Source organism: Gimesia sp., from assembly GCF_048262075.1.
Lineage (GTDB): Bacteria > Planctomycetota > Planctomycetia > Planctomycetales > Planctomycetaceae > Gimesia.
In genome coordinates, this window is record NZ_JBLXFK010000007.1 from 333,746 (window position 1) to 358,994 (window position 25,249).

Below are 25,249 nucleotides of genomic sequence, written 5' to 3' on the forward strand. Positions count from 1 at the left end.
CTTCTGTTATGTTGCGGAACAACGTTGTATTGGCCGTATTCAAGCGAAACGTACAGAGTTACTTTTCCGGAGTACTGGGTTATCTGTTTATCGTCGTGTTCGTGGTAGCCGGCGCATTTGCAGCATTCAACCAGCAGTTCTTCGCGAACAATCAGGCGAACCTCGATCAACTGAGCCTGTGGTATCCGTTGCTGCTGCTGTTCATTATCCCGGCGATTACCATGGGTGCCTGGGCGGATGAGAAAAAAATGGGCACGGACGAACTGCTCTTTACCCTGCCCGCTTCCGACCTGGAAATCCTGCTGGGAAAATTCCTGGCTGTGCTCGCCGTCTATACGATCGCGCTGCTGTTTTCCGTGACGCATGTTTTTGTGCTCTGGAAAATCGGTAATCCGGATATGGGCCTGATGTTTACCACTTACTTTGGTTACTGGCTGGCTGGTGCATCGCTGCTGGCAGCAGGTATGTTTGCCTCGGCTCTCACCAGCAGCGCTACCGTCGCATTTGTACTGGGAACCGTCATCTGCGCCATTCCGATTTTCATCGGGCAGATTGCTCCCACCAGCAACCTGATTCAGAGCTTAAGCCTGGTAGAACAGTTTCAGGATTTCAGTACGGGGGTCATTCCCCTGGGAGCGGTTCTGTATTTTATTTCACTGGCCGTGATGATGCTGTATCTGAACCGGGTCCTGATTACACGACGACACTGGAGCGCACAGCAGCAAAACTCCATGGGCCTGCAGTACCTGGTCCGCACCGTCTCACTGGCGGTCATTCTGATCAGCGCCAATGTCATCGTCTCCTATGGCAGCAGCCGCATCGATATGACCGGCGAAAAAGTTTACAGCCTGTCACAGACGACCAAAGACCTGCTCTCCAAAATTGATGAAAAAAATCCGATTACCATTGAAGCCTTCATCAGCCCGGAAGTTGCACGCGAGTATGTCCCGATCCGCAAACGCCTGATTGGTCTGCTGCGGGAATATAACCAGCTGGGCGGCAAACGACTGCAGGTTCGTTTTGTGGATGTCGAGCCCTTCAGTAAAGCAGAGGAAGAAGCCCGCCTGCTGAATATTACACCGCAACAGGTTCAGACTGAGCGCGGCGGTCGTGCATTCGTCGATACGATTTTCATGGGTGCCGTCGTGAAAAGTGGTACTGATGAAGTGGTGATTCCCTTCTTCAACGTGGGTACCCCGATTGAATATGAGCTGACGCGTTCGATCCGAACCGTCTCGAAAGACAAGCGTCTGACTGTCGGAATTCTCAACACCGATGCCAGTATCTTTGGTGGTCTGAATATGGGTGCGGGCGGCAACCAGCCGCCGTGGCTGATTGTCAGCGAGCTGAAGAAACAATACAAAGTCGAGCAGGTCTCACCCGATTCCCCGATCAGCGAAACCGCCTATGATGTCTTGATCGCCGTACTGCCTTCCTCTCTGACCGATCCTCAGTTAACCAACCTGGTTGAGTATGTCAAAAAAGGTAAACCGACGCTGATCTGTGACGACCCGCTGCCCGTCTATGGCGGGGGAAGAGGTATCCAGAATGCACCACGCATGCCAAAACCCAGTCCGGGTGGAGGTATGTTCGGGATGCAGCAACCACCGGCAACACCGAAAGCAGATGAAGGTCGATTGACTCCCCTGCTGAATCTGCTGCAAGTTCGCTGGGACAACGGTCAGGTTGTGTTTGATTACTTCAATCCTCATCCGGAGTTTGCCGAAGTAGTGCGACCGGAACTGATTTTCATCAGCCCCAAGAGCGGTACGGCAGGCGCCTTCAGCCAGGACAGCAATATTACCAGTGGACTGCAGGAAATCCTGACTTTCTTTCCGGGCAGTATTCAACCACTGTCCAATATGACAATGAATTTTGAACCCTTACTCAAAACAGGCCCCAATTCGGGATTACTGGAGTGGGGACAAATCACGAGCCCCTTCTTCAATTCGATTCGCATTGCGCAAGATCCACCACGCCTGATTGACAAATTCGGGCATGTGCTTGCTGCACATATTACTTCGACTGAGAAGTCCCCGGTGAAAGACCTGAATGTCATCTTCGTCGCCGATGCCGACCTGATTTCGGACGAACTGTTCAATATCCGGGAACGTCAGGCTTTCGGTTTGAAAATTGATAACGTGACGTTTTTATTGAATTGTGTCGACCAGCTGGCCGGCGATGATTCTTATATCAAACTGCGTAAACGCCGTTCCAAACTTCGCACCCTGACTCTCGTCGAACGCGAAACATCGGTATTCGTGAAAGAACGGAATGCGGAACGGGAAAAAGCGACAGAAAATGCAGATGAAAAACTGAAAGAAGCCCGTGATCGTCTTAAAGCGGAGCGTGAGAAAATCATTAAGGATACCACCATCGACGGGAATACCAAGCAGCAGATGCTGCGGATGGCGGAGGAAAATGAGAGTCGGCGGCTGGAAGTCGATGAAGCCAATATCGAGCGCGAGAAACAGCGACAGATTGAAAAAATCAAAGCCCAGACAGAGCGACAGATCCGGACCATCGAAGACCGCATCCGCTGGTATGCAATCCTGGTGCCTCCGTTTCCGGCCATCCTGCTGGGGATCTGCTTCCTGTTTTTCAGACTGAAAAATGAAAACCAGAACATATCTCCCGACCGGAGATTGAAGAAATAACGCATGCCTGCCCCGCAGGAATCACGTCGGGAAACCTAATCAGAATTCCATTTAAATCACTGTTTAATAAGTAAAATCGTTTGCCATGAATGAAACGACCCGAACTCTGACATTTGCAGGAATTGCAGCGGTTGCCTTAGTCGCCGCCTATTTCACTGATCGTGCTTCTCAACCGGTGCAACTGACCGGTTATGAAAACGTAGGGGAAGAATTCTACCCGGATTATACAGATCCAACCCAGGCCAAATCCCTGCGAGTGGTAAGCTACAATGAAGATTTAGCGACGTTGAAAGTCTTTAACGTCGAGTTCAAAGGGGGTGCCTGGATCATTCCTTCGCATCACGACTATCCGGCGGACGCTGAAGATGAGCTGGCAGAAACGGCAACCTCACTGGTGGGTGTTGTGCGTGGTGCCCTGGAAAGCCGGCGCAAGAGTGACCATGAACGCTTTGGCGTGATTGACCCCCTGGATGAATCCAATACCAACCTGAAGGGCCGCGGCCAGCGACTGACTCTTTCCAAAGAAGGCGGCGCTCCCCTGGTGGACTTCATCATCGGAAAGGAAGTCCCCGAACAGCCCAATGAATATTATGTTCGCAAGGTTGATGAAGATGCCGTCTACCGCACGAAACTGAAAGTGGATCTCTCCTCTGAATTCTCCGACTGGATTGAGCCTGATATCCTGAAAGTAGACCGTGATCGACTGGTGGAAATTTTGATCAGCCACTATTCAATCGATGAAGCGCAACAGAAAATCGTCTACGAAAGCGACAAGCGCGAAGAGAACGTAACGGTGCTCACACGCAAAAATTCCACAACCCCCTGGGATATGCAGGGATTAGATAAAGCAACTCAAAAGCTGAACACTGCCGATGTCACCCAGTTGGTGAATACCCTGACTGACTTGAAACTTCAGGGCATCCGACCCAAGTCGAGTGATCTCGCGGCAGGACTTAAAACATCGGGCTCTTTAAAGCCAAAGACCCAACTCGATCTGCTCGACCTGCAGAGTAAAGGATTTGTTCTGGCGCGCGGCCCCCAGGGGACTCCCCAACTGGCTTCCAATGAAGGTGAAGTGGTTCTGGCAACCAATCAGGGGGTCGTTTACTCCCTGTATTTCGGCGAAATTTTCACAGGCAGCACCCTCGATATTGAAGTCGGTAACAGCAATAAAAAACAGGATAAGAAAGCAGACGAGAAACAGGATGGTTCCAAATCCAGTGACGCCAAATCTGATGAGAAAGCAGAATCAGAAAACGGAAATGACAGTGCGCTGAAAACCAGCCGCTACCTGCTGGTGACTGTTTCATTCGATCCTTCCTTCCTCGGCGATCCTCCCCAAAAACCGGAAGCGCCTGAAAAACCAGCCGGGCTGAAAGAAAAACCGGAAACAGAAAAAGCCGAACAGGAGAAAAAAGAGACTGACAAAAAAGACGCCAAGGCAGATGAAAAACCCACGCCCGAGGCCGCTTATGAAAACGCTATGAAAGCCTATCAGTCTCAACTGAAGACTTATGAGCGAAAACTGAAAGAATACGACGACAAGGTGGTCAAAGGTAATGAACTGGCGCAAGAGCTTAATGAGCGATTCGCAGACTGGTACTATGTCATCTCTGCAAACAGCTTTGAAGCCCTGAAATTGAAACGCAAGGCGTTGGTGGAACCGATTGAGAAACCGGAAGCGGATCCAACCAAACCAGGTACCGCGACAGCACCAGGCGGTAAACCGGCCTCCCCAGTTGCGGGCAGCAAGCCAAAACCAGCGCCTGCCCAAAAACCGAGTCCTGTTAAACCTGAAGAAAAGAAACCAGCGGCAGGACAGCCTGCGAAAGCTGCCGCTGCGAAAAAACCTGCTGCTGAAAAACCAGCCAGCAAACCCAAGTCCGTCCCCAAAGAGACTCCCTCCAAATCGAAACCGGAAACACCGCCGAATAACTGATCATAAGACTAGGTTCCGATATCTAGAGCGCATCACATTTAACCATAGCGTCTGTTAATCTAATAGACTCGGTCCAAGTGGACCTGGAGACGCTACAGTAAAACTGGACACAGTCTCAAGCCAAAGCTGTGGCAGATTTCCCATCAAATCTGTCTGCGGCTTTGGCTTTTCTGCTTTCCGAGTCAACTCTGTTCCGGTTAGGTAAACTTTACCGGCGATGTTCCAGTTATTCAGGTGATTCGGGTCGAATCGATCATAGAAGTTCCCCACATCACTCCGATAAAGCTTAATGAATGATTTATGACGATTCGACCTGAAATCAGGCTGTTCGTCGCTGCAAGCAGGCATTTCAGATCAAGCAAAACTGTGTCTGCCATGCCCTGAATCAATCAAATGCGTTCAGATCAATTGCTCACTCTTAACCGGGTCATCACGTTTTACCACATAAGTTCAGCTGTCAGGGATGACAGTTCAGACTTGTGAAGGAGTCATGGAAATGAAAAGACTTCCCAAACAAATTCAATGGGGCATTATTGGTTTATCGATGGTTGCCTTGGTTGGCATCTCAATTGAATTATCGAAAGCCGAGACTAAGACAGCAGATACGATCAATTGGCACACCGATCTGGAAACCGCCCATCAGGCTTCACTGAAGAGTAATAAGCCTGTTTTGATCGTATTTGACGCCAGCTGGTGCACTTACTGCCGCAAACTGGAAAAGGACACACTTTCCGATCCACGGATGACCCGCTATCTGAATCAGGCTTTCGAACCTGTTCACCTCGATTTTGACAAAGACCGTAAAATTGCGGACGTTTTGAAGGTCAAATCCATTCCCTGCACAGTGGTTTTGAGTTCAGAGGCTGATCTGCTGGCCCGCCAGGTTGGTTATGCCAAAGTTCCCCGATACCATTCAATGCTGGAAAAAGCCCGCAAATTGCAGGCTGTGATCCATCACATCGAATACTCGGACAGTCACTGATTTCCCTGAGATATAAAAATTCGGTACAGGCGCAAATCTTGAAAAAACTCTACGGAACGTGTACTTTGCGCATATGAATAAAAGCAAAGAGCCGTTTGGCATCAATCCGTCGGGTGAAGGTGACTCCTGGGAGTCTCTCGCAGGTGATCTGTTTGGCATCGATTTTGACCAGCAGGTTGAACCGCTACCCATCGACTTCGAAGATGATCTCGCAGAAGACGAGGACACCTCAGAACAGGCTGAGGAGTCTGAGCCCTCTGAAAAGGAGCATGTCGAAGCTCCGGTCGCTGCGCAATCTGCAGAGGAAGAAGATGACGACGAGGACGACGACGATCAGTTCTTCGGCGATTCGATCTTCGATGACGACGATGAGGTGCCTGCTTCCAAGAAGACAAAATCGGCCCCCGTCGAGGAACTGGACTCTGCTATCGGCTTTGATGATGAGGACGACGACGAAGAAGACGACTTTGAAGATGAAGAAGATGACGATGACATCATTGCTGCTTTTGACGACGATGATGACGACGACGACGAAGTCGAAGAAGACTTTGCTCCCGCTGCCTCGGTGACCGAAAAAGCGTCATCCGATGAAGAAGAAGATACCTATTGGGATGCATTGGATGGCTGGAACTGGGACGAAGACGATTCCTCACATTCTCGAAAAGCGGCCCCGACGGTAGCCAGCGATGAGGATGACGACGAAGAAGAAGAAGTCGCCGAAATCCAAAAGCCTGCTGCAAAAGAGCAGAAGAAGCCCCGTCCCGCAAAGAAAGAGAAACAGAAACCTGCCCCCCGGCAAATCACAGCCCGGACAGACGAGCGACTTGACGACGACAATGAGTTTGGTTTCGGACTCATTTCAGAAGAGGTCGCATTCCAGCAGGAAGCTTTCGCTGCCGACGAAGATGATAACGAAGAGCAGAATGAAGCGGTAGCAGAAACAACTGCAGAAGCCGGCAGTGAGACAGAGGGAGAAGAAGAAACAGCGGAAACCAAACGTCCCCGCCGACGTCGCCGACGCCGACGCTCTCGCTCCCGCAAGACGGAAGACACAGCAGATTCCTCAACAGAAGAAACTGAAGACGACGCGCAGGAAGTTCAGGCGGAAAGTGTTGAAGCCGATGCGGACGATGAGGACGATTCCGAAGAAGAACAGAAACCAAAACGTCCGCGACGTCGATCCCGTAGACGAAAGAGCGAAGTAACAGCTGAATCTGATGAAGTCGAATCGGAGTCGGAATCAGCAGACTCAGAAGAGTCTGCCAGTGAGTCTACCAATCCGAAAAAACAAGCCGTCGAAAACAAATACCCGAACGTCCCCAGCTGGGAGGAAGCGATTTCCTATCTGCTGAATCCGAAACTGGTCGGTGGTAAAAGTGATAAGGATGAAGATCCTAAAAACCCAACCGCAGGCGAATCGGATGACCAGAGCCGCAGACGCCCCAAAAGAAGACGTTCTTCCAGCAAACGGAGCGGAGGCGGTAATCGCAGCCAGGCTCCTAAAAAAACATAATCAAAACATGACAGTAGCTACCAGGCTGAATCATCTGGCCTGAAGTGGCCTTTGTGCCCGACCTGAAAGTTTTCGATCATGTCTGATCCAATTCTGGCAACAGTGTGTGAGATTCCTGCGCTGCGGAAGCTGGTCACATCGCGTCGTCAGCAGGGCGCAACGATCGGCTTTGTGCCTACGATGGGTGCGCTGCATGCAGGACATACCAGTCTCATAGAAGCAGCCAGAGTGGACTGCGATTTCGTCGTCGTCTCGATCTTCGTTAACCCGACCCAGTTTGGGCCGGATGAAGACTTCGAAAAATACCCGCGCATCCTGGAACAGGATCTGGCAAAATGTGCGGGGGCGGGAGCGGACCTCGTCTGGACCCCGGATACCAGTATCATGTACCCTGACGGGTTTTCAACGCATGTGACTGTCAAGGCACTCTCGCGCATTCTGGAAGGGGCCACCCGCACCAATCATTTCCAGGGTGTGACCACTGTCGTAACCAAACTGCTGCTAAGCTGCCTGCCTGATATCGCTTATTTCGGCGCGAAAGATTTCCAGCAGCAAGCCATCATCAGGCGAATGTGCCTCGATTTGAATATTCCCGTTGAGATCAAAACCTGTCCCATTATCCGAGATACGGACGGGCTGGCACTCAGCAGTCGAAACGCCTATCTTTCCGTAGAAGAACGTGAATCCGGACTATCCCTCTCACGGGCCCTGCGACTGGCGGAAGAAAAAATCGCCGCCGGCGAAACCGATCTCGAGCAGATCAAAGCAGACATGCATGAGCTGTTGCATGCGACGCCTTTATTAAAACTGGATTATGCCACCATCGCTGATCCGACGACTCTGGAAGATATCTCCACCGTTCAACCGGAGATGGTCGCACTGATCGCAGCCTGGGTCGGTGCCACGCGACTGATTGATAACTGTCAGTTGGTGCCCGCATCCGCAGAAAATTCCTGAAACGACGACTGCTCTCGCAGATTGACATTGACGTAAGCCGCTGAAAAGTAAGAAGATAGACGTTGCTCAAACCGTTTTTCGCGGAAAATCCCGGTTTTTCACAAAGCACGGGAACTTCATTTCCCCCCGGATCGTCCAAGAGGTACTGTGACCAATAATGATCAATACCTGATTCAAGAATGTTTGGCAGGTCGTACAGAGGCGTTTGATCAACTGGTACTGAAATATCAGGACCGCCTGTTTCGAACCCTTGTGCGGATTCTGGGCTCCAGTGACGATGCGCGCGATGCCGCCCAGGAAGGATTTACCCAGGCCTTTTTTAAATTGAAAACGTTCCGAGGAACCGCCGCCTTCTATTCCTGGCTGTTTCGCATTTCTTTTAATGCCGCAATCACTCAGAAACGAAAAACAAAACGAACCTCCACAACAATTGATCCACAAGAGAATCCAGCTGGCACATGGCTGGTTGATACACACCCCGAAAACCACCCTCCCGAAGTCGCCGAACTCGCTGAGCGAAAAAAACTGGTTCATCAGGCATTGAACGAGTTACAGGAAGAATATCGCACGCCTTTAATCCTGCGGGAGCTGGAAGGCATGTCGTACGGGGAAATTGCCGAAATTACGGAGATTCCATTGGGAACTGTCAGGAGCCGAATTTTCAGAGGAAGGAATGAACTAAAACAGAAACTGAGCATGTTATTTCAGGATGAACCTGTCACGCGTGTTTCCGAGTCTGATCATGAGTCATCGATAAGTGAAACCAAATGAGTAGCCAACCCCCCTTTAACGAAAATCTGTCCGCCTACTTCGATCATGAAGTTTCCGCCGAGGAACGTCTTGAGTTGGAGTCACAACTGGAGCAGTCCAGTGCCGCGCGGCAGGAACTGCACGAGTTCGGCGAACTCTCCCGCCTGCTGCAGGAGACCGCAACGGAAGCGGCGCCTCCCGAACTGGCCCCTTCGATCCGTCGCCGCATTGAACAGGAAACCCTGCTTGCTGCCCCCAAGACAGCCCCTGTCACACGCGCGCCTTCAATGCTGCGTTACCGGATCGCTGTCGCCATCAGCGCCTGCTCTTCGTTAGCTGCGCTGGTCTTATTTGTGTTACTGTTGAATACCAGCACTCCGGAAACCACCTGGCAACTCGCGCAGACAGACCGCCTGCTAGTTCAGCCAACTGCAGAAACCGTCCTCAGCACATCGGCTGATAAGAATGATAAGCTGGTATCCGCCCGGTCGACTCAATTCAACACTCAGACAGGAACGGATATCGGAAAAGCCGGCCTGCCACATCCTGTTTCCTCTGTCGAATTTCAAAAAGAGAATCGGAAACTGGCAGCCAAAGGTGTGGAAATGAAAGAAAGTCTGGCGTTGCGTCCCCTGAATGAAAAAACGTCTGCAGACTTTTCCGTTCATAATACACTAGCCGAACTGAAACCCTCAGTTCAACAGTTTAACCCGTTTGAGCAGGGTCTGGCTGCCTCCCCAGGCATTCCCAGCAACATTCCGCTGGATTCGATCCGTATAGGAGACGTACTGCCTTACTTTCGCGATATTGACGGCAAAGTAGCGGTAATCGAAGTCCGTGTTGTCGATGTCAAACAGGCTTTAGGAACGATGGAACTCCTGCTGGCACAAAACAATATCCCGGTCGATCAACAGAAACAGTCGGAAGTCGAGCGTCAACTGCAGCGCACACAAACTCTGTCCTATAGTACGGCAGACTCTAAAAAACTGGCTGGTCCAAGCAAATCTGTGACGGACCAGCAGCTGTTTGCCGTTTACGTGGAAGCCACCGATGCACAGCTGGCTTCCACGCTGGAAGAATTTCAGCAGGGTCTCAAACAGGATCAGATGCTGAGCCTGGCATTGCAGCCAGCCATCACCGAACAATCTCTCAAGGAAGAAGTGGAACGCCTGCCCCAACTGCTGGCACGACAGCCAGAAACGAAGGGTGAACGTCCTGCTGCGAAAGTAACTTCCTGGGGATTACTTTCGGAAGTAGAGCAATCCGACCAGTACAATATGACCCCGAAAGGCAGTAAGACGGTCAACGATGGTCTTGCGCAAACAAAACCTCAGGCCAAAGGTAGTCCGCAACGCTCTTACCAGATGCGGTACCGGTTGCAGGTCCCCGCTGAGCAAGAACCCGGTCCCCAGCAGCTGGCGCGATCCAACCCGCTCAAGAAACAGGATACCGAACATAAATTCAAATCAGCCGCAGATGCGCCCTTGATGGCCTCCAAGCCAACAGACGAAGGTACGGCAAAATCTCGAATGGGTAAGCAGACAGCCGCCGGGACATTGATCTCAGAGGCACCCGTCAAAGTCCTGTTCGTCTTTAAGAACTCAGAAACTCCCGCGCCCCCCACCGCTCCCCAGTAACGGGCAGCGGTGCAGCGACGGACAGGATTGTTTCCGACCTGGATTATTTCGCAGGTCCAACACGGCCTTTGGTTTTTGTCGGAATCCGAACGAGGTAGGTATCTGCCGTCAGATAGAGAACCGAACCATCATTGCCCCAGGCACAGTTGGCTGTCCGTTCGCCCGTACTGATGCGTCCCAGCAGCTTGCCCTCAGGAGTGAAGACGTAGCAGCCGCCGGGCCCGGTGGCAAACAGATTTCCATTCACGTCTGTTTTGAGTCCATCGGGCAGACCAGGCAGTTTGCCGACTTTATCTGTGACATCATAAAAGACTTTGCTGGCTCCCAGGGTGCCATCCTTGTTGACGGGGAACGCTTTCCAGAGTGCTGCCTCGGGATCAGACTGGGCAACGTACAATGTTTTTTCATCGGGTGAAAACGCAATCCCGTTCGGACGCGTCATCTCTTTGGTCAGTAACGTCAGTGTGCCATCCGTCGCCAGTCGATAGACGCCGCAGAAATCCAGCTCGCGTCGCGGGTCGTCATAGCGGTTGGGCAGTCCGTAAGGGGGATCTGTGAAGTACAAATCGCCGTTGGATTTGAAAACCCCATCATTGGGACTGTTTAATCGCTTGCCCATGTAGTTGTCGACCAGCGTCCGTTTGCCCCCTTCTTTGGTCAAAACAGAGACGCGACGATCGCCGTGCTCACAGGAAACCAGGCGGCCCTTGGGATCGAGAAACAGACCATTACAGCCCGGTTCATTCCCGTAGGGAGCGACTCCCGTATAGCCTGACGGTTTCATGAACAGCGAGGCCCCTTCCCCTTCTTTCCACTTCATGACAGAGTTGCGGGGAATGTCAGAAAATAAGAGAAATCCATCGGTGGCATTACCCATCCAGACCGGGCCTTCCGACCAGTCGAAGCCAGACGAGAGAACCTCTATCCGGGCATCCTTGTCTATTAAAGCATCCAGGCCGGGATCGACGCGGACGACTTCTCCCAGCGTGGGATAATTGGTGGAATCCTGAGCAGATAGTTCTGCCTGACAAAGGCTCAAAACGCAGGTTGCTAGAATCATGCAGGTGAATCTAATGGTTTTCATGTTTTTTCCCTGTTTTTTTCAGATAGATCAGTGTGACTTGATACGGGAACTTAAGAGGCTTCAATTCTACAGATTCTCCGCAGGAGATGCACGTATAGAGGAAATATTCCTGATTCCGGGGCTTGGAATACTTGCATCCCGAAAACAGCTTCGATAACGTAGCACATGATCCAGTTGTCATGGTTGAGAGACTTTTCAGCGGCTGGACAATTGGTTAAAATCAGGTCGATCCTGATCAAATCACTGATATGGTGGGTATAGCTCAGTTGGTTAGAGCGCCGGATTGTGATTCCGGAGGTCGCGGGTTCAAATCCCGTTACTCACCCTTTTCTCTTCTTCCGAGCCCCGGGTAATAGACCTGACAGGCTGCCGGACCACGAAGTTGCCTGCTCTGATGGATGACATTAAACCATTTATCAGCTTCTCGCTTTGACCCCCCGGGCACTATTCTGCAACGCGCTTCTGTTGGTACTCCTGAAACACGATCATAAGCACAAAGTGATAGATCGTTTTCATAATACTTCATGCCGGCTAATCTGGCGGAGCTGCCAAAACAAAGAAATACAGTGAAAATGCAGAACCTCACAGATTACCCATGCGTTCACTAAGAAACCGTATTTTTTACGCAATCAGGGCGTTGTGTGCAGGTAAAACTTATATTGCCCCTGTTTTTCGAAATGAACTATACTGGCTCCTCTATTGAAGTGATCACCATTCAAAATTGCTCGCTGCTGATCTACCGGAAGGACCGCTGCGAATTTCTTTGCATTTTGAAAGAGCATTACCAGGGACGGAGAGCTGCTCACATGCATCAGGCCAGTAAAATTATCTGCCGCAATCTGGAACGATCGATTGCTGCTAAAAAACAACTGCTGGAAAATGTCGAAATACAGCAGGAATTTTCGAAAGCCGTAGATCTCATCCTTCAGAGCTATCAGCAGGGTGGCCGACTGTATCTCGCGGGTAACGGAGGTTCCGCTGCGGATGCACAGCACCTGGCAGCAGAATTTGTGTGTCGCCTGGGTAAGGATCGCGCTTCTCTGCCGGCAGAAGCATTAACGACTGACAGTTCCATTCTCACCGCCATCGGGAATGACTACGGTTACGATGTAGTATTCTCCCGGCAACTGGAAGGCAAGCTGACAGCCAACGACATTTTCCTGGGAATTACCACTTCCGGCAACTCCCCTAATATTGTGAAAGCAGTCCAGGCCTGCCAGGAAAAAAATGTCCCCAGTATTATCTTTACCGGGAACGACGGGGGTGAAGTCCGCGGGCTGTGTGATGTGTGCGTGATTGCTCCCGGCCAGTTAACCAGCCAGATCCAGGAAGTGCATCTCGTGCTGGAACATACGCTTTGCGAATGTGTTGAAGCCGCCTTGTTCAACTTCGATCTGGACTGGGGCTCATCCGATCTGGATCAGACCGATCGCCCCAGGCTGGCAGCCTGATTGAGACATGCAGATCCCGTTATCACGTAATAAGTCACTGTTTCTCGATCGTGATGGAGTGATCAACGTCGAAAAGGACTATCTGCACCGGATTCAGGATTTCGAATTCGTCGACGGCATCTTCGAACTGTGTCAGGCAGCGGCAGACGCGGGTTACACGCTGATTATTATTACCAATCAGTCAGGGATTGCCCGGGGTTATTACACAGAACATCAATTTCAACAGTTAATGACCTGGGTCATGTCAGAATTCTCCCGACATCAACTGACCATTACCGATTATTTCTACTGTCCCCATCATCCCACCAAAGGGACAGGCCATTACCGAGTCGACTGTAACTGCCGCAAACCCGGTCCGCAAATGCTGCTGGATGCGGCACAGAAATATGATCTGGACCTGTCACAGTCAATCATGGTGGGAGATAAATTGACCGATCTTCAGGCAGGAGAAGCCGCCCAGGTTGGCACGAAGGCACTGGTAGGAACCGGACATGCTGTGAGTGGTGAAGATCAACTGGCGGCCGACGTGTATGCGGATACGTTAACCGAGTTGAAAACACGTTTATTTCCAGCAACGCCAGAGAACCACTGAAGGAACCTGCAGGGCCATGTCGAACCAGACACGTGTGATTGGAGTCATTGGTGCCAGGAGTCCGGTCGGGCAGTGTCTGTTCTCGAAGGAAGTCCCGCATGCGGATGACCGCGATGAACAGTTTGTGGCATTCACCAGAGGAAATCTTCCTGAAGAGCAGAATACGCACGCATCGGTACGCTGGCAGAGTTTCGTTGATGCTCCTCAACAATCTGAAAAAACAGAGACCATTACAGACTGGATCTGCCTGGCACCGATCTGGGTCATCCCCGAACATTTCAAGCTGCTTTCGGAATACGGTGCCCGCCGAATCGTCGCATTAAGTTCCACGAGCCGCTTTACTAAAACGGAATCGATCGACGCTGGCGAACAACAGACGGCTCAACAACTGGTAGAAGGTGAAGCAGCGCTGCAACGCTGGGCAGAAGACCGGCAGGTCTCCTGGGTCATCCTGCGACCGACGCTGATCTATGGATTTGGTCGGGATAAAAATATCGCCTCTGTTGCCAGATTCATCAGGCGCTGGAAATGTTTTCCCCTGCTGGGTAAAGCACAAGGGAAACGACAGCCCATTCATGCTGCTGATGTCGCGACCGCCAGCCTGCAGGCATTACGGGCAGAGTCCGTCGTGAACCACTCCTATAACATCTCGGGGGCGGAAACGTTGACCTATCGTGAAATGATTGCTCGTATCTTTCTCGCACTGAACCTGAAGCCACACTTCGTACGAGTCCCGCTGATTCTGTTTCGCGCGGGTATCGCAGTTGTTTGTTTTCTGCCCCGCTTCCGACATCTGACTGCGGGGATGGCGGAACGCATGAATGCAGACCTGGTCTTTGATCATTCAGAGGCAGAACAGGACTTCGGATTTCAGCCCCGTCCGTTTGAACTGCACAGCGATGATGTAACGAGCCTGTAAAGCGAACTCAGGGAATGCCTGCTATACTTCGAGCGAGACACCTTCCTGATATTCGACATTATTCGAACGCTTCTGATCCCGCTGTTCAATATTTCCCGGCTTCCCTGCACCACAACTGGCGGCCAGCAGCACCAGCGGTGTCCAGGCTGCAACAACTGTCAGCAGCCCCCAGGCAGGCCAGTATAAGGCGACAACGGACAGCGGAAACAGCCAGACGAGATTGATACACAGCGTGCCCAGACTCACCTTGCGATGGGCGCGATGCCGTGCAGGATTTCCCGTTTGGGTTGCTTCCAGAAAACGTGAGAGTCTCTGATAGGCGTGACTCTGATGTGCCTGGTACCAGCAATCACGTCTGATCATGCGCCTGAGCAGTGTAAATGTGGCATCGACCCAGAACACGGCGGGGATGATCAACCAGACCCACAGATTTAATAAACCCGAACTCAGGGAACTCAAGGCGAGCATCCCCAGGGTAAAGCCCAGATAGGTACTGCCCACATCGCCCATAAATATTTTCGCAGGAGGCCAGTTGAAAGTCATAAAACCCAGCAGGGAAACTGCCAGTAACAGCATGAGTGTCTGATCTGCTGTTTCAAAGGAGGCGGTCTTCAGTGATATCAGGAGTGTGACGGCAACCAGAATACTGGTGGCTTCTCCTCCCGCCATTCCATCGATGCCATCCATGAAGTTAAACAGATTTAACCACCAGATCAAAGCAAAAGTGGCAATTCCCCAGGTCAGCCAGGAGGCATCCAGTTTGAATCCCCAGAATTCCAGAGCGGGTAAGGGAGACAGAGCATATACGGAAGCAGCAATGATTGCTGCCTGGGCCCCAAGCCGATATCGGATAGGAACATTATAGAGATCATCCCAGAATCCCAGTGCAGCGATCAGAGTTCCGCCTGCCAGGATGACGGGAATCACAGTCCCAGAGATCAATCCAGAAAAGTACAATATCGAAAATGTAACCAGGCTCGATACGACAAAAGAAAGCCCACCGCCACGAGGCGTCGGCGTCACGTGAGAACAGCGACTCGTGGGCAACTTAACCAGCCCCAACAGAGGAGCCAGCTTGAGAATGACACCGGTACAAATTAAAGATACCAAAAAAACGCCGCCAGCAATCAGGCCTGGTATCATCAAGTTGCCGAACACCATTTGTCAACAATACCTTTTCAAAAATGACCTGGGGCGCATGTAAATCCAGGCTACTGCAAATCGCTGAAGCCTTTCTGGGTTCATATCATTTCAGTACGTTTGTATTTGCAAAAATCCCTTCGTTACCGAGGGAACTGGTTCAGACCTGGTTTGCAATAAGTATGACTACTGAACCGCGGCGGAGTATACCGGGATCGTAAAAACGGGTCAATCCGTTATAAAACGCCTGTTTTTAAGGGATAACAGGAGTTTAGATTGCTCCTGTGAATCCATTTCCTACTTTGGAAACGCACCAGAACGTGAACATGGTGTCAGATAACTGAAGTTCTGGCACTCGCTCTTTATTTGAACAGAGGTGATCCGTTCCCGCCTTACGGTCATTGATTTTGCCTCTCCTTAGAATTATCGTCGAACTGTCATGCGATATCTGTCTCGTAAACTCGTCTGGGTCCTGGCGAGCCTGGGTCTGTTGGGGATGATCCTTCAGAGCCTGCAGGTTCAGGTGGAACATACGCACTCAGCTGGTAACATCGACCACAGCCACTCGCACGGTCATAGTCATTCCCACAGCCACGGCCATTTGCATGGACACAGTCATTCGCACAGCCACCAGGGGCATTCGCATTCCCATCAGTCGGATACTGCAAACATTCCCCAGACGCACATCCACGTTTCGCTGCTCTGGTGGGAATTCACGCTGAATGTGGACTCAAAACAGAATCAAACTGCGACAGCCATCCCCAGTCAACAACTGTCGGACGACCAGCCAACAGAATCGAGAATCCACGGGCATCCAACCAGGCGTCCTACCGGGCCGCTGATCACATCAGTCTCCTGGGGACAGATCCTTGCGGAACTGTATTCCGGCTGGAACTCGCTTCTGCCTCCTGCCCGCAATCAGGTTCCCGCACAGCACGGACTGTTCGCGCTTCTGTCACCCACTGCCTGCTGTTATGAAAGTCTGGTTGAAGCTCCTCCTGTTCCCCCACCAGAAATTCCGCTTTCTGTTTCATTCACGTAATTCCCGCTGAAATGTCCACGTGCGACATTCCGGTCAAAGTGCGCAGGTATTTTGCTGCGCCCATTTTCACTCGAATGATTTTCAGAGGCTGATCTCTGTCCGCGCTGATCTTACGGACTGAGCGAGTGTCTCTGTCAGAAAGTTGGATATCCTTCCATGAAAAAGAAACGTTTTGTTTACAGGGGGTTCACACTGATTGAACTCCTGGTGGTGATTGCGATCATCGCCATTCTGATTGCCTTACTGTTGCCTGCCGTCCAGCAGGCACGGGAAGCAGCCAGAAGACTCTCGTGTAAAAATAACCTGAAACAGCTGGGGCTGGGATTACACAATTACCAGGAAACCCACGGCTGTTATCCCCCCGGCTATGTGTATAAGCCGGGAACCGATGGCAACCAGGCCGGCTTTGGCTGGGTGACAATGATTCTACCGATGATCGATCAGGCCAATCTGTACAACCAGTTTGACCTGGAAGAACCGATCTTCAGCCCCGTGAATCTGGTTCCCCGCGAACGTCAGATCCCCGGCCTGCTCTGCCCGTCCGATTCGGTTTCGGAAAATGGCTTCATCGAAATGGGGAGTTCAGCCGAGCGGTATGCCATGGGCTGCTATGTCGCCAGTTTCGGTCCTCCCGATCTGGATGACACGCAGGAGAAACGCGCGGGCATGTTCAGCCGCAACAGTTCGACGCGCCCCCGGGATGTCGTCGACGGACTCTCCAATACACTGTGTGTGGGAGAACGGCAGAACGGTGTGTTCAGAAATGGAGCCGCACATGGGAACCATTTTGAATACGAGACCACTTGGGCCGGGGCCGTCCGTGAAATTACCGATGCCACCGATGACCACGGGCACATGGTCCTGTTTCAAACAGGCCATGTCCCCAACAACCCGGCCAGTGATGACCGCGATGTTTCGGCTCCCCATGTGGGGTTTGCGCAGTTTCTACTGGGCGACGGATCGGTCAGACTGATCGGTTCCAGCATTGATTTCGGGCTCTACAACGCACTGGGTACGATTGCCGGCGGTGAGGTGATCGGCGAGTATTGATTCTCACAAGTTAACAGGAGAAACGATGCAGGCTCACATCCGACGTGGTGTGAGCCTGTTTGTTTTTTATTATTCTCATATGACCACAGTGATCCGCCATTGCAATAAAAGGTATCAGTGACTCTGGCTAAAACTGTCAATAGGTAATCAGAACTCGAGGCCATCCGGTTCCGGGGCATGACCGCCTGGGGAATCGAATTACTTCTCTTCGGTTTTTTCAAACACCAGAATATGCTGGCGGGGGAGAATGCCGATGGTTTCTTTCCACTTGAGATTCAGTTCGGGTCGGGCGGCCTCTTTTTTGGCCTGGGCTTCTGACATCTTGTGGACGAGTTTGATGGGGACGGCCGGATCTTCTTTGCGGTATTCTACGAGTACGACGCGCCCCTTGGGTTTGAGGGCTTTAGAAATTTCCTGCATCATTTCATAAGGGAATTCGAACTCGTGGTAGACGTCGACCATAATTGCCAGGTCGATGGACTCAGGTTTGAGTCCCGGCGACTTCTGTGTTCCCAATACGGGATGAATATTCTCGACCCCCTGCTTCTTCATTTTCTGATCCAGCAGATCCAGCATCTCCTGCTGCACATCCACTGCATAGACTTTACCATCGGGGCTGACATGCTCGGCGAGGATGACGGAAATCACCCCGCTGCCTGCACCGATGTCAGCGACAGCCATACCGGGCTTGAGCTTGAGCGCTTTAGGTAGCAGCGAGAGGCGTTCTTCCTGCTCGCGGGTTCTGCGTTCCAGCCAGGGAGCGCCCTGATAACCCATCACGCGGGCAATTTCGCGCCCCTGATAAAACTTGCCGATCCCGTTCCGATCGTGATCACGCAGGTTATAAGTATACCGTTCTTTCTTGCCTTCAGGTTTCGACTTTGTGCTCGCCGGTTCGCCTGCCTGCAAAGATAATGTCTGTAACAACACGATCAGCAGACAACTGAGAATTCCGATGAAACAATTATCAGATACGAATTTCTTCGACGCGATTCTCATCAGATCTCCTCAGGCGGTGAAAGGTTTCAGGAGACGACTTCTCCTGTTTCGGGATTCCGCTGGTGACGCTGCATGATCTCGGCCCACTCAGACTGAGGGACCTCGACCGCTTCGTCAACCAGCATCACAGGAATCCCATCTTTAATCGGGTACTTGAGTCGTGTTTCAGGATCGACAGAAATCAGAAACTCACCTTCGCAGATGAGTTTCGCTTTGGTTTTCGGGCAGGCAATAATATCCTGCAGATGCTGTGGATCAAATAACATTGTTTTTTACTCTCGAACGACTTTCACTTCATTGTAGCAACTGAGACAGCAAATCGACAGTTTTCTCTTCAAGCTGACGTTCCTGAAACACGAGACCCACTCAGACAATCTGTATCTGATGATTAGAAACCACGCAGTTCCTGGATATCCTTGAAGGTTCGCAGATCATAGTCGATGCCGACATAATCCAAAACGGAGCATAATGCCCGGACTGCGACGCCGATTCCGTCGGGACCGCTGAAGCCGCCGAACTGTCCGCCCCCCTTCAGATGAGGCTCAACTTCGAGGAAGACGCCGGGCACGCCAAGCTTCTTCATTTTCTTTTCCATTTTGGGTAGCATCTCGCGCAGTTCACGCAGGACGAATTCATGACCGGCGTCACCCACGTTGGCGGGCACGAAATTCTTGAGGCGTTCTTCATCAACGACCCCCGTCCATTCCAGATCGTTATCGACGGCGTAATCTTTGATGTGCAGCCAGCCCATGGATTTCTTCATGTCGTTGAATTCGCTCAGGCACTGCATGGCATCTTTATTCTGAGCAGCAATGTTACCGCCATCATAAATGGTGACCATGTTCGGCCGCTTGACTTTGCGGGCCAGTTCTGCCAGCAGCGGGCCGGTTTCCCCGATCAGGTTGGGTTCGATTTCCAGACCGTAAACGAGACCTTCCGCGGCACACAGGTCGACAATCTGGCCGATCTGGTCCACGGCCTGGCTCATGTAGGGTTTGGGATCTTCGCCTTTGGGGGGATAGAATGAGAAACCGCGAATCAATTTGGTTCCCAGGGTCGTCGCCGCGTTGATGGTGTTGGCGACCTCTTTTTTCAGGTACTCTTTAAAGGGTACGAAGACATTGTGTGAACCATCGTCTTTATCAACGAGTTTGATCTTACCGACGCGGGCCCCGATGCTGGTCACGTTGATGCCGTATTCGTCGTGCAGTTTGAGCAGCGACTTGTATTCTGATTTATTCAGATCGACTACATGCTTGATGTTGCCATCGCCGTTCACATCAATAAACCGGGGGCTGTAATATCGCAGTCCTAATGCTGAAAGTGCCACCATCTGCTCAATGGCTGTTTTATGGTTTGCTGCTTCATCTGCAAAAGCACTTAAAATTACGCGTGGGTTATCTGACATGACGAATATTTGCCTTTTAAAATTAAATCGAAAGCGAATGAGAAGATGCCCTTCCATGGACGATGCACCATGGAGTATGCGGGAGTCATTTTTGACAGGTTCGGGTTAAGTTTCAAGAGCTACGCGAAGTTCGACGCTCCTTTTTCAATGTCATTTCACAAATCATTCCTCAAATACAGCAGGAACGTGTTTAAACAATCAAACGATCAGGTCGCATGCGGGATGCATTTCTGAGATGCATGGTCATCGCGGCGGCAGCGGTCTCGGCATCGTGCTGTTTCAGCGCATCCAAGAGAACCAGATGATCATACAGGCCCCGCGTCATGATCTCCGGTGTTTCGCCGGCAGCGGAATAGGAAACCCGCTTGTAACTCCAGCATTTGTGAATGGCTTCTGAAATAGGCAGATTTCCACAGTGATCAGCGATTGTGAGGTGTAACGCATAATCGAAGGAGCGTGAAGCCGTCCCCCATTTTTGCAGGTGTTCGGGTGACTGATCGCCGTTCTCAAACTGCTGCTGACAGGTTTTCACTTCCGCCGCCATCTCCTGCAAACGGGCGATTTCATCCTCACTGATGTGTTGCGCAGCCATGCCCGCGGCACTGGGTTCCAGCAGCAGACGCAGTTCGTGGATTTCGACCAGCCAGTTCTCCGCCCCTTCCCGTACAACCGCGCGGTGATTTTTCTGCTGAATGACAATTCCATCCGCCTGGAGACGGGCCAGCGCCTGCACGACCGGTGTACGGCTGACGCCAATTTCACGAGCCAGCCGCGTACTTTTCAGCTCAGTCCCGCCGGGCAGCTCACAGCGAATAATCCGCAGCAGTAGTTTCTGATAGACCTCGTCCACCAGGGAGAGACTCTCGTCCTCCTGCAGCAGCTCCTGATCCTCGGGTTCCGTTAAGATTGAGATCTCTTTTTTCACGTGAATCTCGATTCAAAGACTTGACAATTCCGCTCTCGACCCATAAAGTGAATTCACTTTTGAGCCATTGAGACGCTTTCAACAGCGACTTAAGGCTTATTATAGCAATAATATTGAAAACCACACCTATAAAATCAAACATTTTTGAATTCACTTAGGGATACTACTATGAGTTCTGCGGGAAACGAAAAAACTCTGAAGGCCGGCCTGGTCGGATTCGGCATGATTGTCGACGAAACCTATCGCCCTTTCTTTGAAACAGTCCATGAGACAGCCCTTTACCAGAGATCCACGGGGCCGGTTGAGGTTTCCCTGGACGCCGTCGCCACGCGGACCGGTTCCCGGGCAGAGAAGTACCTGGCAGAACGCGGCGACAAAGTGGGTGGTTTTCAGAGCTTCGCCGGCGAAAACGCCATTGAAGAGATGACGGCGACCGGCCTGAACTTCGCCTGTGTCGCTTCTCCCGACGACCGCCACTTCGATTCCTGTAAAAGACTGCTGGAAGCGGGCACCCACCTGATTGTGGAAAAGCCGTCTGTCCTCAAGCTGCAGGAACTGGACGAACTGGTGGCGCTGGCTGAGAAAAATAATGTGACTGCCAAGGTCGTCTACCACAAACTGTTCGATCCGGATCACAAAAAGATGCGGACACTGGTCTACGACAACATCCTGAAGCATGTGAACAGTGGCTATTGTTCGCTGCTCGAACCCAAGGCGATTTCCGGCAAGCAGTTCGCACAGTGGATTACCGGTCGTAACCCGGGAACCTATGTTGCCGTCCATTATATCAAGTTGATCGATTACACGTTCGGCGGAAAACTGAAGACGGTCACTGCCACCGGTCAGCGTGGTCTGGTAGGCGACAAGGATGGCCCCACCTGGGACAGCTGCCAGCTGCGGATGATTTATGAATACGAGTCCGGCCGTGAAGCCGCCTTCGATATTCATACTTCCTGGGTGACGCCGGACAACTTCCCCGGCTATGTTGAGCAGGAAGTCTCTTTCCGCTTTGACAACGGGTTATGGAACGGACATTCCCGCAAGCGTGGTGTGGAATGTACGGTTGAGGAGAAAACGCCGTTTGAACTCAAGAACTCCATGAATAACCACTTCAATGCGACCTTTATTGAACCCTGGAACGAGCGTTCGCAGCGTGGATATGGGATTGAAGTGATTGAGCAGTTTGCCAAAGAAGTCGCGGAGATTGAATTTGGCGGTCCTGAATCGGAACGCCAGGCGCGACTGGAGAAGATTCGATCGCTGGGCTACAACGATTTATCCACGGACCGCCAGACCGTCGCCACCGTGCAGGCCCTGGAAGCGATTCTGGAACATCAGGCCGCCGGCGATCCTGACTGTGTCGTCCGTGTGAACGATGAAAAAGGCGGACTCGTGCTGTATCGTCCCGGCTCGGATCAGGCAGAAGTCCTTTACGACGGAACTGTGTAAGTAAACATCATGCGAATCACTTCGGAAACAATCCGACGTCGATTCATTTCCATTCAAAATTGTTCTTTACCCGATTTGTAAAAGAGAAAAACATGACCACAGCCATTCATTTCGACAATGAAAATCAATCCAACGCCGTCCGCGACGATCTGTTCCAGACCGAGCCTCTATCACTCCGGACCTTTACCCCCAGCCAGGCCGTCCTCGCGAAATCCGCCGGCTGCTATCACTGGACTCCCGAAGGACGTCGGTTGTACGACTTTACTTCGGGTGTACTGGTTGCCAACCTGGGTCACAACCCCCGCAGTTGGATGAAACGTTTCAGCGAATACATGGGCTGGAAGCCGGAACATGTGACTGGTGAAGGAGAAGGCGACTATTTCGATGCCCTCACGATGACTGCTTATAATGCGGTCACCCCGATTGAAACCGAAGCCAGCAAACGACTGATTGCCAGCATACAATCCTTCAAAGGGGGTAATCGCTGCGACAAAGTCATGTGGGCCGCCTCTGGTTCTGAAGCCGTTCAGAAAGCACTCTGGGCCTGCCTGCACCGTGATTCTGAACGTGATATCATTCTGGCAACCCGCTATGGTTTCCACGGCAAAAAAGGTCTGGCCGGCGCTGTCACCGGTTCCGAGACTGACGCCGACCGTGATCCCCGCGTGAAGTTCATCGGCTTTCCCCGCACGGAATGTGATGACATCAGCAAAGCGGAAGATACGCTCGACGTTTCTGTCTACCAGAAAGAACTGGAAGACCTGTGGACCGAATATGGCACACGGATCAACTGCCTGATTACCGAGCCTTACCTGGGTGGCGGAGGAAGTTATCATCCGCAGGTTGCGTATCACAAAGTGCTGCAGGATTTCTGTCGCGCTCATGACATCATGCTGATCCTGGATGAAGTGCAGGCCAACTTCGGTCGGACCGGCTGCATGTACGCTTTCGAGAAATATCAGATCGAACCAGATTTTGTCGTCCTGGGTAAAGGTCTGGGGAATGGTGTACCTGTTGCAGCTGCTGTCGGCCGTAACGATGTGATTGCCAGCCTGAAATACGGTGAAGCTTCTGACACCTGGAGTGCCAATCCGCTCTCTTCCGCCGCCGTGCTGGCGACACTGGATGAGTTCGAAGGGACTGATGTGATGGACAATACACAGAAACTGTCCCAGCTGTATATCGATGGTCTGAATGCGTTAAAAGAAACCGGCATCATCGCCAAGGTGCGTGGCGAAGGCATGGTCTTCGGGATCGAATGTGCCGAACTGGGTGGCAAAACCAGCCAGGAAGTCGCGATTGAGCTGGTGAAGACCTGCTACCTGGGCGAAGCAGACAGCGATGGAATTCACCTGCTGGGTGCGTTGGCCGGAAACGTGTTACGCGTCAGCCCGCCGATGACGATGACAGTATCCGAAGCAGAAGCATCCATTGCTCTGCTGAACCGTCTGTGCGTCAAACTGGCCGAGCAGTTGCAGGGTGCGACAGCATCTGCCTGATGCCCCGTGTTAGTTGAAAAACGAAACAGGCCCCGGATTCATTCGGGGCCTGTTTTTTTATGTGTGTTAACAAAGGCGTTCGTTGATTACAACTGTCGCTGGTTGCGCCATTGTTCCCGTTGTTCGGGAGTCATATTAGCAGGCGGTTTTGCGGCGTTTGTGGTACTGCCTGAGGGGGAGACATGCGCGCCTCTCATACCGGCTGCAACTGCTGTATGATTCGTTTTGACAGCCGCTGTCTTTTTCGGTTTGGCCTGAGAATAAGAGGCCTGTTTTGCTCCCTGGTTCAAACCGGCATTGGCATCTGTAGAGACACCGGCCAGCATCAGGCGGTTTTCTTTTTCGCGGCGAATTTCATCGAGCCAGTACTGTGCTTCGTTGAATTCCGGTTTCAATAAGACAGCCTGCAGGAACTGCGACTCGCTGGCCTGCAGTTCTCCACGGTCTCTTAAGATATAGCCAATATTATAGTGGGCTTCCGCTTCACCGACTGCACGAATCAGGTGAGGCATGGCTGCCTGGTAGTCGCCGGCAGACGCCATGGCGATTCCCAGTTGATACCGGATGTTTTTATCAGCCGGCGCTGCTTTGCTGGCTTCAGCTAACAGAGCAATCGCCTGATCCCACTTTTTCTCAGCAGCATAGAACTGGCCAATGCTGGCTCGAACCTGGGGATCTTTGGGAGACATCTCCAGTGCTTTCTGAAACCCTTTTTCGGCTTCCATCTTGCGGCCGGCAACCTGATCGAGGCGGGCCAGTCCCAGCACCGCATCGACCGATTTGGGGTTCTCTCCCAGAGCGACTTCATAGGAAGAGCGAGCCGAAGTCAGATCTCCCATTTTTTCCTGAAGCTGACCATGAGTGACATAGAACTTATCCGGATCTTTGAGTTTGTTTTTTGCGACAGAGATTTTGTCTTTTAAAGACGTGGGAGCTTCATCTGATTTCGCGACAAATTTATCCCGCATCGAACTGCAGCCATTACATAAAAGTAAAGCACAGGTGATGCCAGCCATCCATGTCTGTTTGGTAAATAATCCGGACATTTTCATTACCTCCATGAGGTCCACTTGCAAGACGTGATATGAGTACTTCTCAATTGACGCTCAAAAGAACACGCCTTTAGATTCTGCCAGTTCCGATCAAAGCGCACCTGTGATAGAACGCAGATGATGCTGAATCGGTCATATTAGAAACGAGTGATCATGAGTGAATCAGGTTGCTTTATCTGCCCGGTCCATTTCAGGCTGATAAAG

The 25,249-nt window shown here is 51.6% G+C and carries 21 protein-coding genes and 1 tRNA gene; 15 read left to right on the forward strand and 7 right to left on the reverse strand.

Features of this window, described 5'->3' with window-relative positions:
- Positions 1–8: 8 nt before the first annotated feature.
- The 7 genes from ACN0YH_RS16065 to ACN0YH_RS16095 all read left to right on the forward strand — a co-directional run bounded on the left by ACN0YH_RS16065 (position 9) and on the right by ACN0YH_RS16095 (position 10,435).
- The gene (locus ACN0YH_RS16065) at positions 9–2,657 is read left to right on the forward strand and encodes a Gldg family protein (RefSeq protein ID WP_417380597.1); all 2,649 of its coding nucleotides are present in this window, start codon (positions 9–11) and stop codon (positions 2,655–2,657) included.
- Positions 2,658–2,742: 85 nt separating this feature from the next.
- Positions 2,743–4,596: a hypothetical protein gene (locus ACN0YH_RS16070; RefSeq protein WP_417380598.1), complete on the forward strand. Its 1,854-nt coding sequence runs from the start codon at positions 2,743–2,745 to the stop codon at positions 4,594–4,596.
- Between the two features lie 496 nt (positions 4,597–5,092).
- Positions 5,093–5,578 carry a thioredoxin family protein gene (locus tag ACN0YH_RS16075; RefSeq protein ID WP_417380599.1) on the forward strand — a complete coding sequence of 162 codons (486 nt, stop codon included), beginning with the start codon at positions 5,093–5,095 and terminating at the stop codon, positions 5,576–5,578.
- 73 nt (positions 5,579–5,651) lie between these two features.
- On the forward strand, positions 5,652–7,091 hold the full coding sequence (locus tag ACN0YH_RS16080) for a hypothetical protein (RefSeq protein WP_417380600.1): 1,440 nt from the start codon (positions 5,652–5,654) through the stop codon (positions 7,089–7,091).
- A 78-nt stretch (positions 7,092–7,169) separates the two neighbouring features.
- Positions 7,170–8,048, forward strand: a complete 879-nt coding sequence (gene panC / locus ACN0YH_RS16085; protein ID WP_417380601.1) for a pantoate--beta-alanine ligase — start codon at positions 7,170–7,172, stop codon at positions 8,046–8,048.
- 147 nt (positions 8,049–8,195) lie between these two features.
- Entirely contained in the window at positions 8,196–8,819 is a 624-nt protein-coding gene (locus ACN0YH_RS16090; protein WP_417380602.1) for a sigma-70 family RNA polymerase sigma factor, read from the forward strand.
- Positions 8,816–10,435, forward strand: coding sequence for an anti-sigma factor family protein (locus tag ACN0YH_RS16095; RefSeq protein WP_417380603.1), 1,620 nt, complete (start codon positions 8,816–8,818; stop codon positions 10,433–10,435). Before ACN0YH_RS16090 ends, ACN0YH_RS16095 begins: the two co-directional genes overlap by 4 nt.
- Positions 10,436–10,478: 43 nt before the next feature.
- Here the strand turns inward: ACN0YH_RS16095 and ACN0YH_RS16100 are convergent, their stop codons facing one another.
- Positions 10,479–11,519, reverse strand: coding sequence for an SMP-30/gluconolactonase/LRE family protein (locus tag ACN0YH_RS16100; RefSeq protein WP_417380604.1), 1,041 nt, complete (start codon positions 11,517–11,519; stop codon positions 10,479–10,481).
- Positions 11,520–11,770: 251 nt separating this feature from the next.
- Between ACN0YH_RS16100 and ACN0YH_RS16105 the strand changes: the two genes are divergently transcribed.
- From ACN0YH_RS16105 to ACN0YH_RS16120, 4 genes are all read left to right on the forward strand, one after another.
- Positions 11,771–11,844: transfer RNA gene (locus tag ACN0YH_RS16105), tRNA-His, on the forward strand.
- 481 nt (positions 11,845–12,325) lie between these two features.
- The gene (locus ACN0YH_RS16110; RefSeq protein ID WP_417380605.1) at positions 12,326–12,970 is read left to right on the forward strand and encodes a D-sedoheptulose-7-phosphate isomerase; all 645 of its coding nucleotides are present in this window, start codon (positions 12,326–12,328) and stop codon (positions 12,968–12,970) included.
- A 7-nt stretch (positions 12,971–12,977) separates the two neighbouring features.
- On the forward strand, positions 12,978–13,562 hold the full coding sequence (gene gmhB / locus ACN0YH_RS16115) for a D-glycero-beta-D-manno-heptose 1,7-bisphosphate 7-phosphatase (RefSeq protein ID WP_417380606.1): 585 nt from the start codon (positions 12,978–12,980) through the stop codon (positions 13,560–13,562).
- Positions 13,563–13,578: 16 nt separating this feature from the next.
- Positions 13,579–14,481, forward strand: a complete 903-nt coding sequence (locus ACN0YH_RS16120) for an NAD-dependent epimerase/dehydratase family protein (RefSeq protein WP_417380607.1) — start codon at positions 13,579–13,581, stop codon at positions 14,479–14,481.
- A 21-nt stretch (positions 14,482–14,502) separates the two neighbouring features.
- Here the strand turns inward: ACN0YH_RS16120 and ACN0YH_RS16125 are convergent, their stop codons facing one another.
- Positions 14,503–15,591, reverse strand: coding sequence for an MraY family glycosyltransferase (locus tag ACN0YH_RS16125; RefSeq protein ID WP_417380608.1), 1,089 nt, complete (start codon positions 15,589–15,591; stop codon positions 14,503–14,505).
- 469 nt (positions 15,592–16,060) lie between these two features.
- On the opposite strand from ACN0YH_RS16125, the gene ACN0YH_RS16130 reads away from it, so the two are divergent.
- Positions 16,061–16,663 carry a hypothetical protein gene (locus tag ACN0YH_RS16130; RefSeq protein WP_417380609.1) on the forward strand — a complete coding sequence of 201 codons (603 nt, stop codon included), beginning with the start codon at positions 16,061–16,063 and terminating at the stop codon, positions 16,661–16,663.
- Positions 16,664–16,819: 156 nt separating this feature from the next.
- Entirely contained in the window at positions 16,820–17,713 is an 894-nt protein-coding gene (locus tag ACN0YH_RS16135) for a DUF1559 domain-containing protein (RefSeq protein ID WP_417380610.1), read from the forward strand.
- A gap of 198 nt (positions 17,714–17,911) precedes the next feature.
- Here ACN0YH_RS16135 and ACN0YH_RS16140 read toward each other — a convergent pair whose 3' ends face one another.
- The 4 genes from ACN0YH_RS16140 to ACN0YH_RS16155 form a co-directional block, all read right to left on the reverse strand.
- Positions 17,912–18,712 carry a class I SAM-dependent methyltransferase gene (locus tag ACN0YH_RS16140; protein ID WP_417380611.1) on the reverse strand — a complete coding sequence of 267 codons (801 nt, stop codon included), beginning with the start codon at positions 18,710–18,712 and terminating at the stop codon, positions 17,912–17,914.
- Positions 18,713–18,738: 26 nt separating this feature from the next.
- Positions 18,739–18,978, reverse strand: coding sequence for a Trm112 family protein (locus ACN0YH_RS16145; RefSeq protein ID WP_417380612.1), 240 nt, complete (start codon positions 18,976–18,978; stop codon positions 18,739–18,741).
- A 122-nt stretch (positions 18,979–19,100) separates the two neighbouring features.
- Positions 19,101–20,120, reverse strand: coding sequence for a sugar phosphate isomerase/epimerase family protein (locus ACN0YH_RS16150; protein ID WP_417380613.1), 1,020 nt, complete (start codon positions 20,118–20,120; stop codon positions 19,101–19,103).
- A gap of 190 nt (positions 20,121–20,310) precedes the next feature.
- Positions 20,311–21,045, reverse strand: coding sequence for a GntR family transcriptional regulator (locus ACN0YH_RS16155; RefSeq protein WP_417380614.1), 735 nt, complete (start codon positions 21,043–21,045; stop codon positions 20,311–20,313).
- Positions 21,046–21,213: 168 nt separating this feature from the next.
- On the opposite strand from ACN0YH_RS16155, the gene ACN0YH_RS16160 reads away from it, so the two are divergent.
- Both ACN0YH_RS16160 and ACN0YH_RS16165 read left to right on the forward strand, forming a co-directional pair.
- Complete coding sequence (locus tag ACN0YH_RS16160) at positions 21,214–22,494, forward strand: Gfo/Idh/MocA family protein (RefSeq protein ID WP_417380615.1); 1,281 nt, start codon at positions 21,214–21,216, stop codon at positions 22,492–22,494.
- 92 nt (positions 22,495–22,586) lie between these two features.
- Positions 22,587–23,993, forward strand: a complete 1,407-nt coding sequence (locus tag ACN0YH_RS16165; protein ID WP_417380616.1) for an aminotransferase class III-fold pyridoxal phosphate-dependent enzyme — start codon at positions 22,587–22,589, stop codon at positions 23,991–23,993.
- Positions 23,994–24,079: 86 nt separating this feature from the next.
- Here ACN0YH_RS16165 and ACN0YH_RS16170 read toward each other — a convergent pair whose 3' ends face one another.
- Positions 24,080–25,039, reverse strand: coding sequence for a tetratricopeptide repeat protein (locus ACN0YH_RS16170; RefSeq protein WP_417380617.1), 960 nt, complete (start codon positions 25,037–25,039; stop codon positions 24,080–24,082).
- Positions 25,040–25,249: the final 210 nt, after the last annotated feature.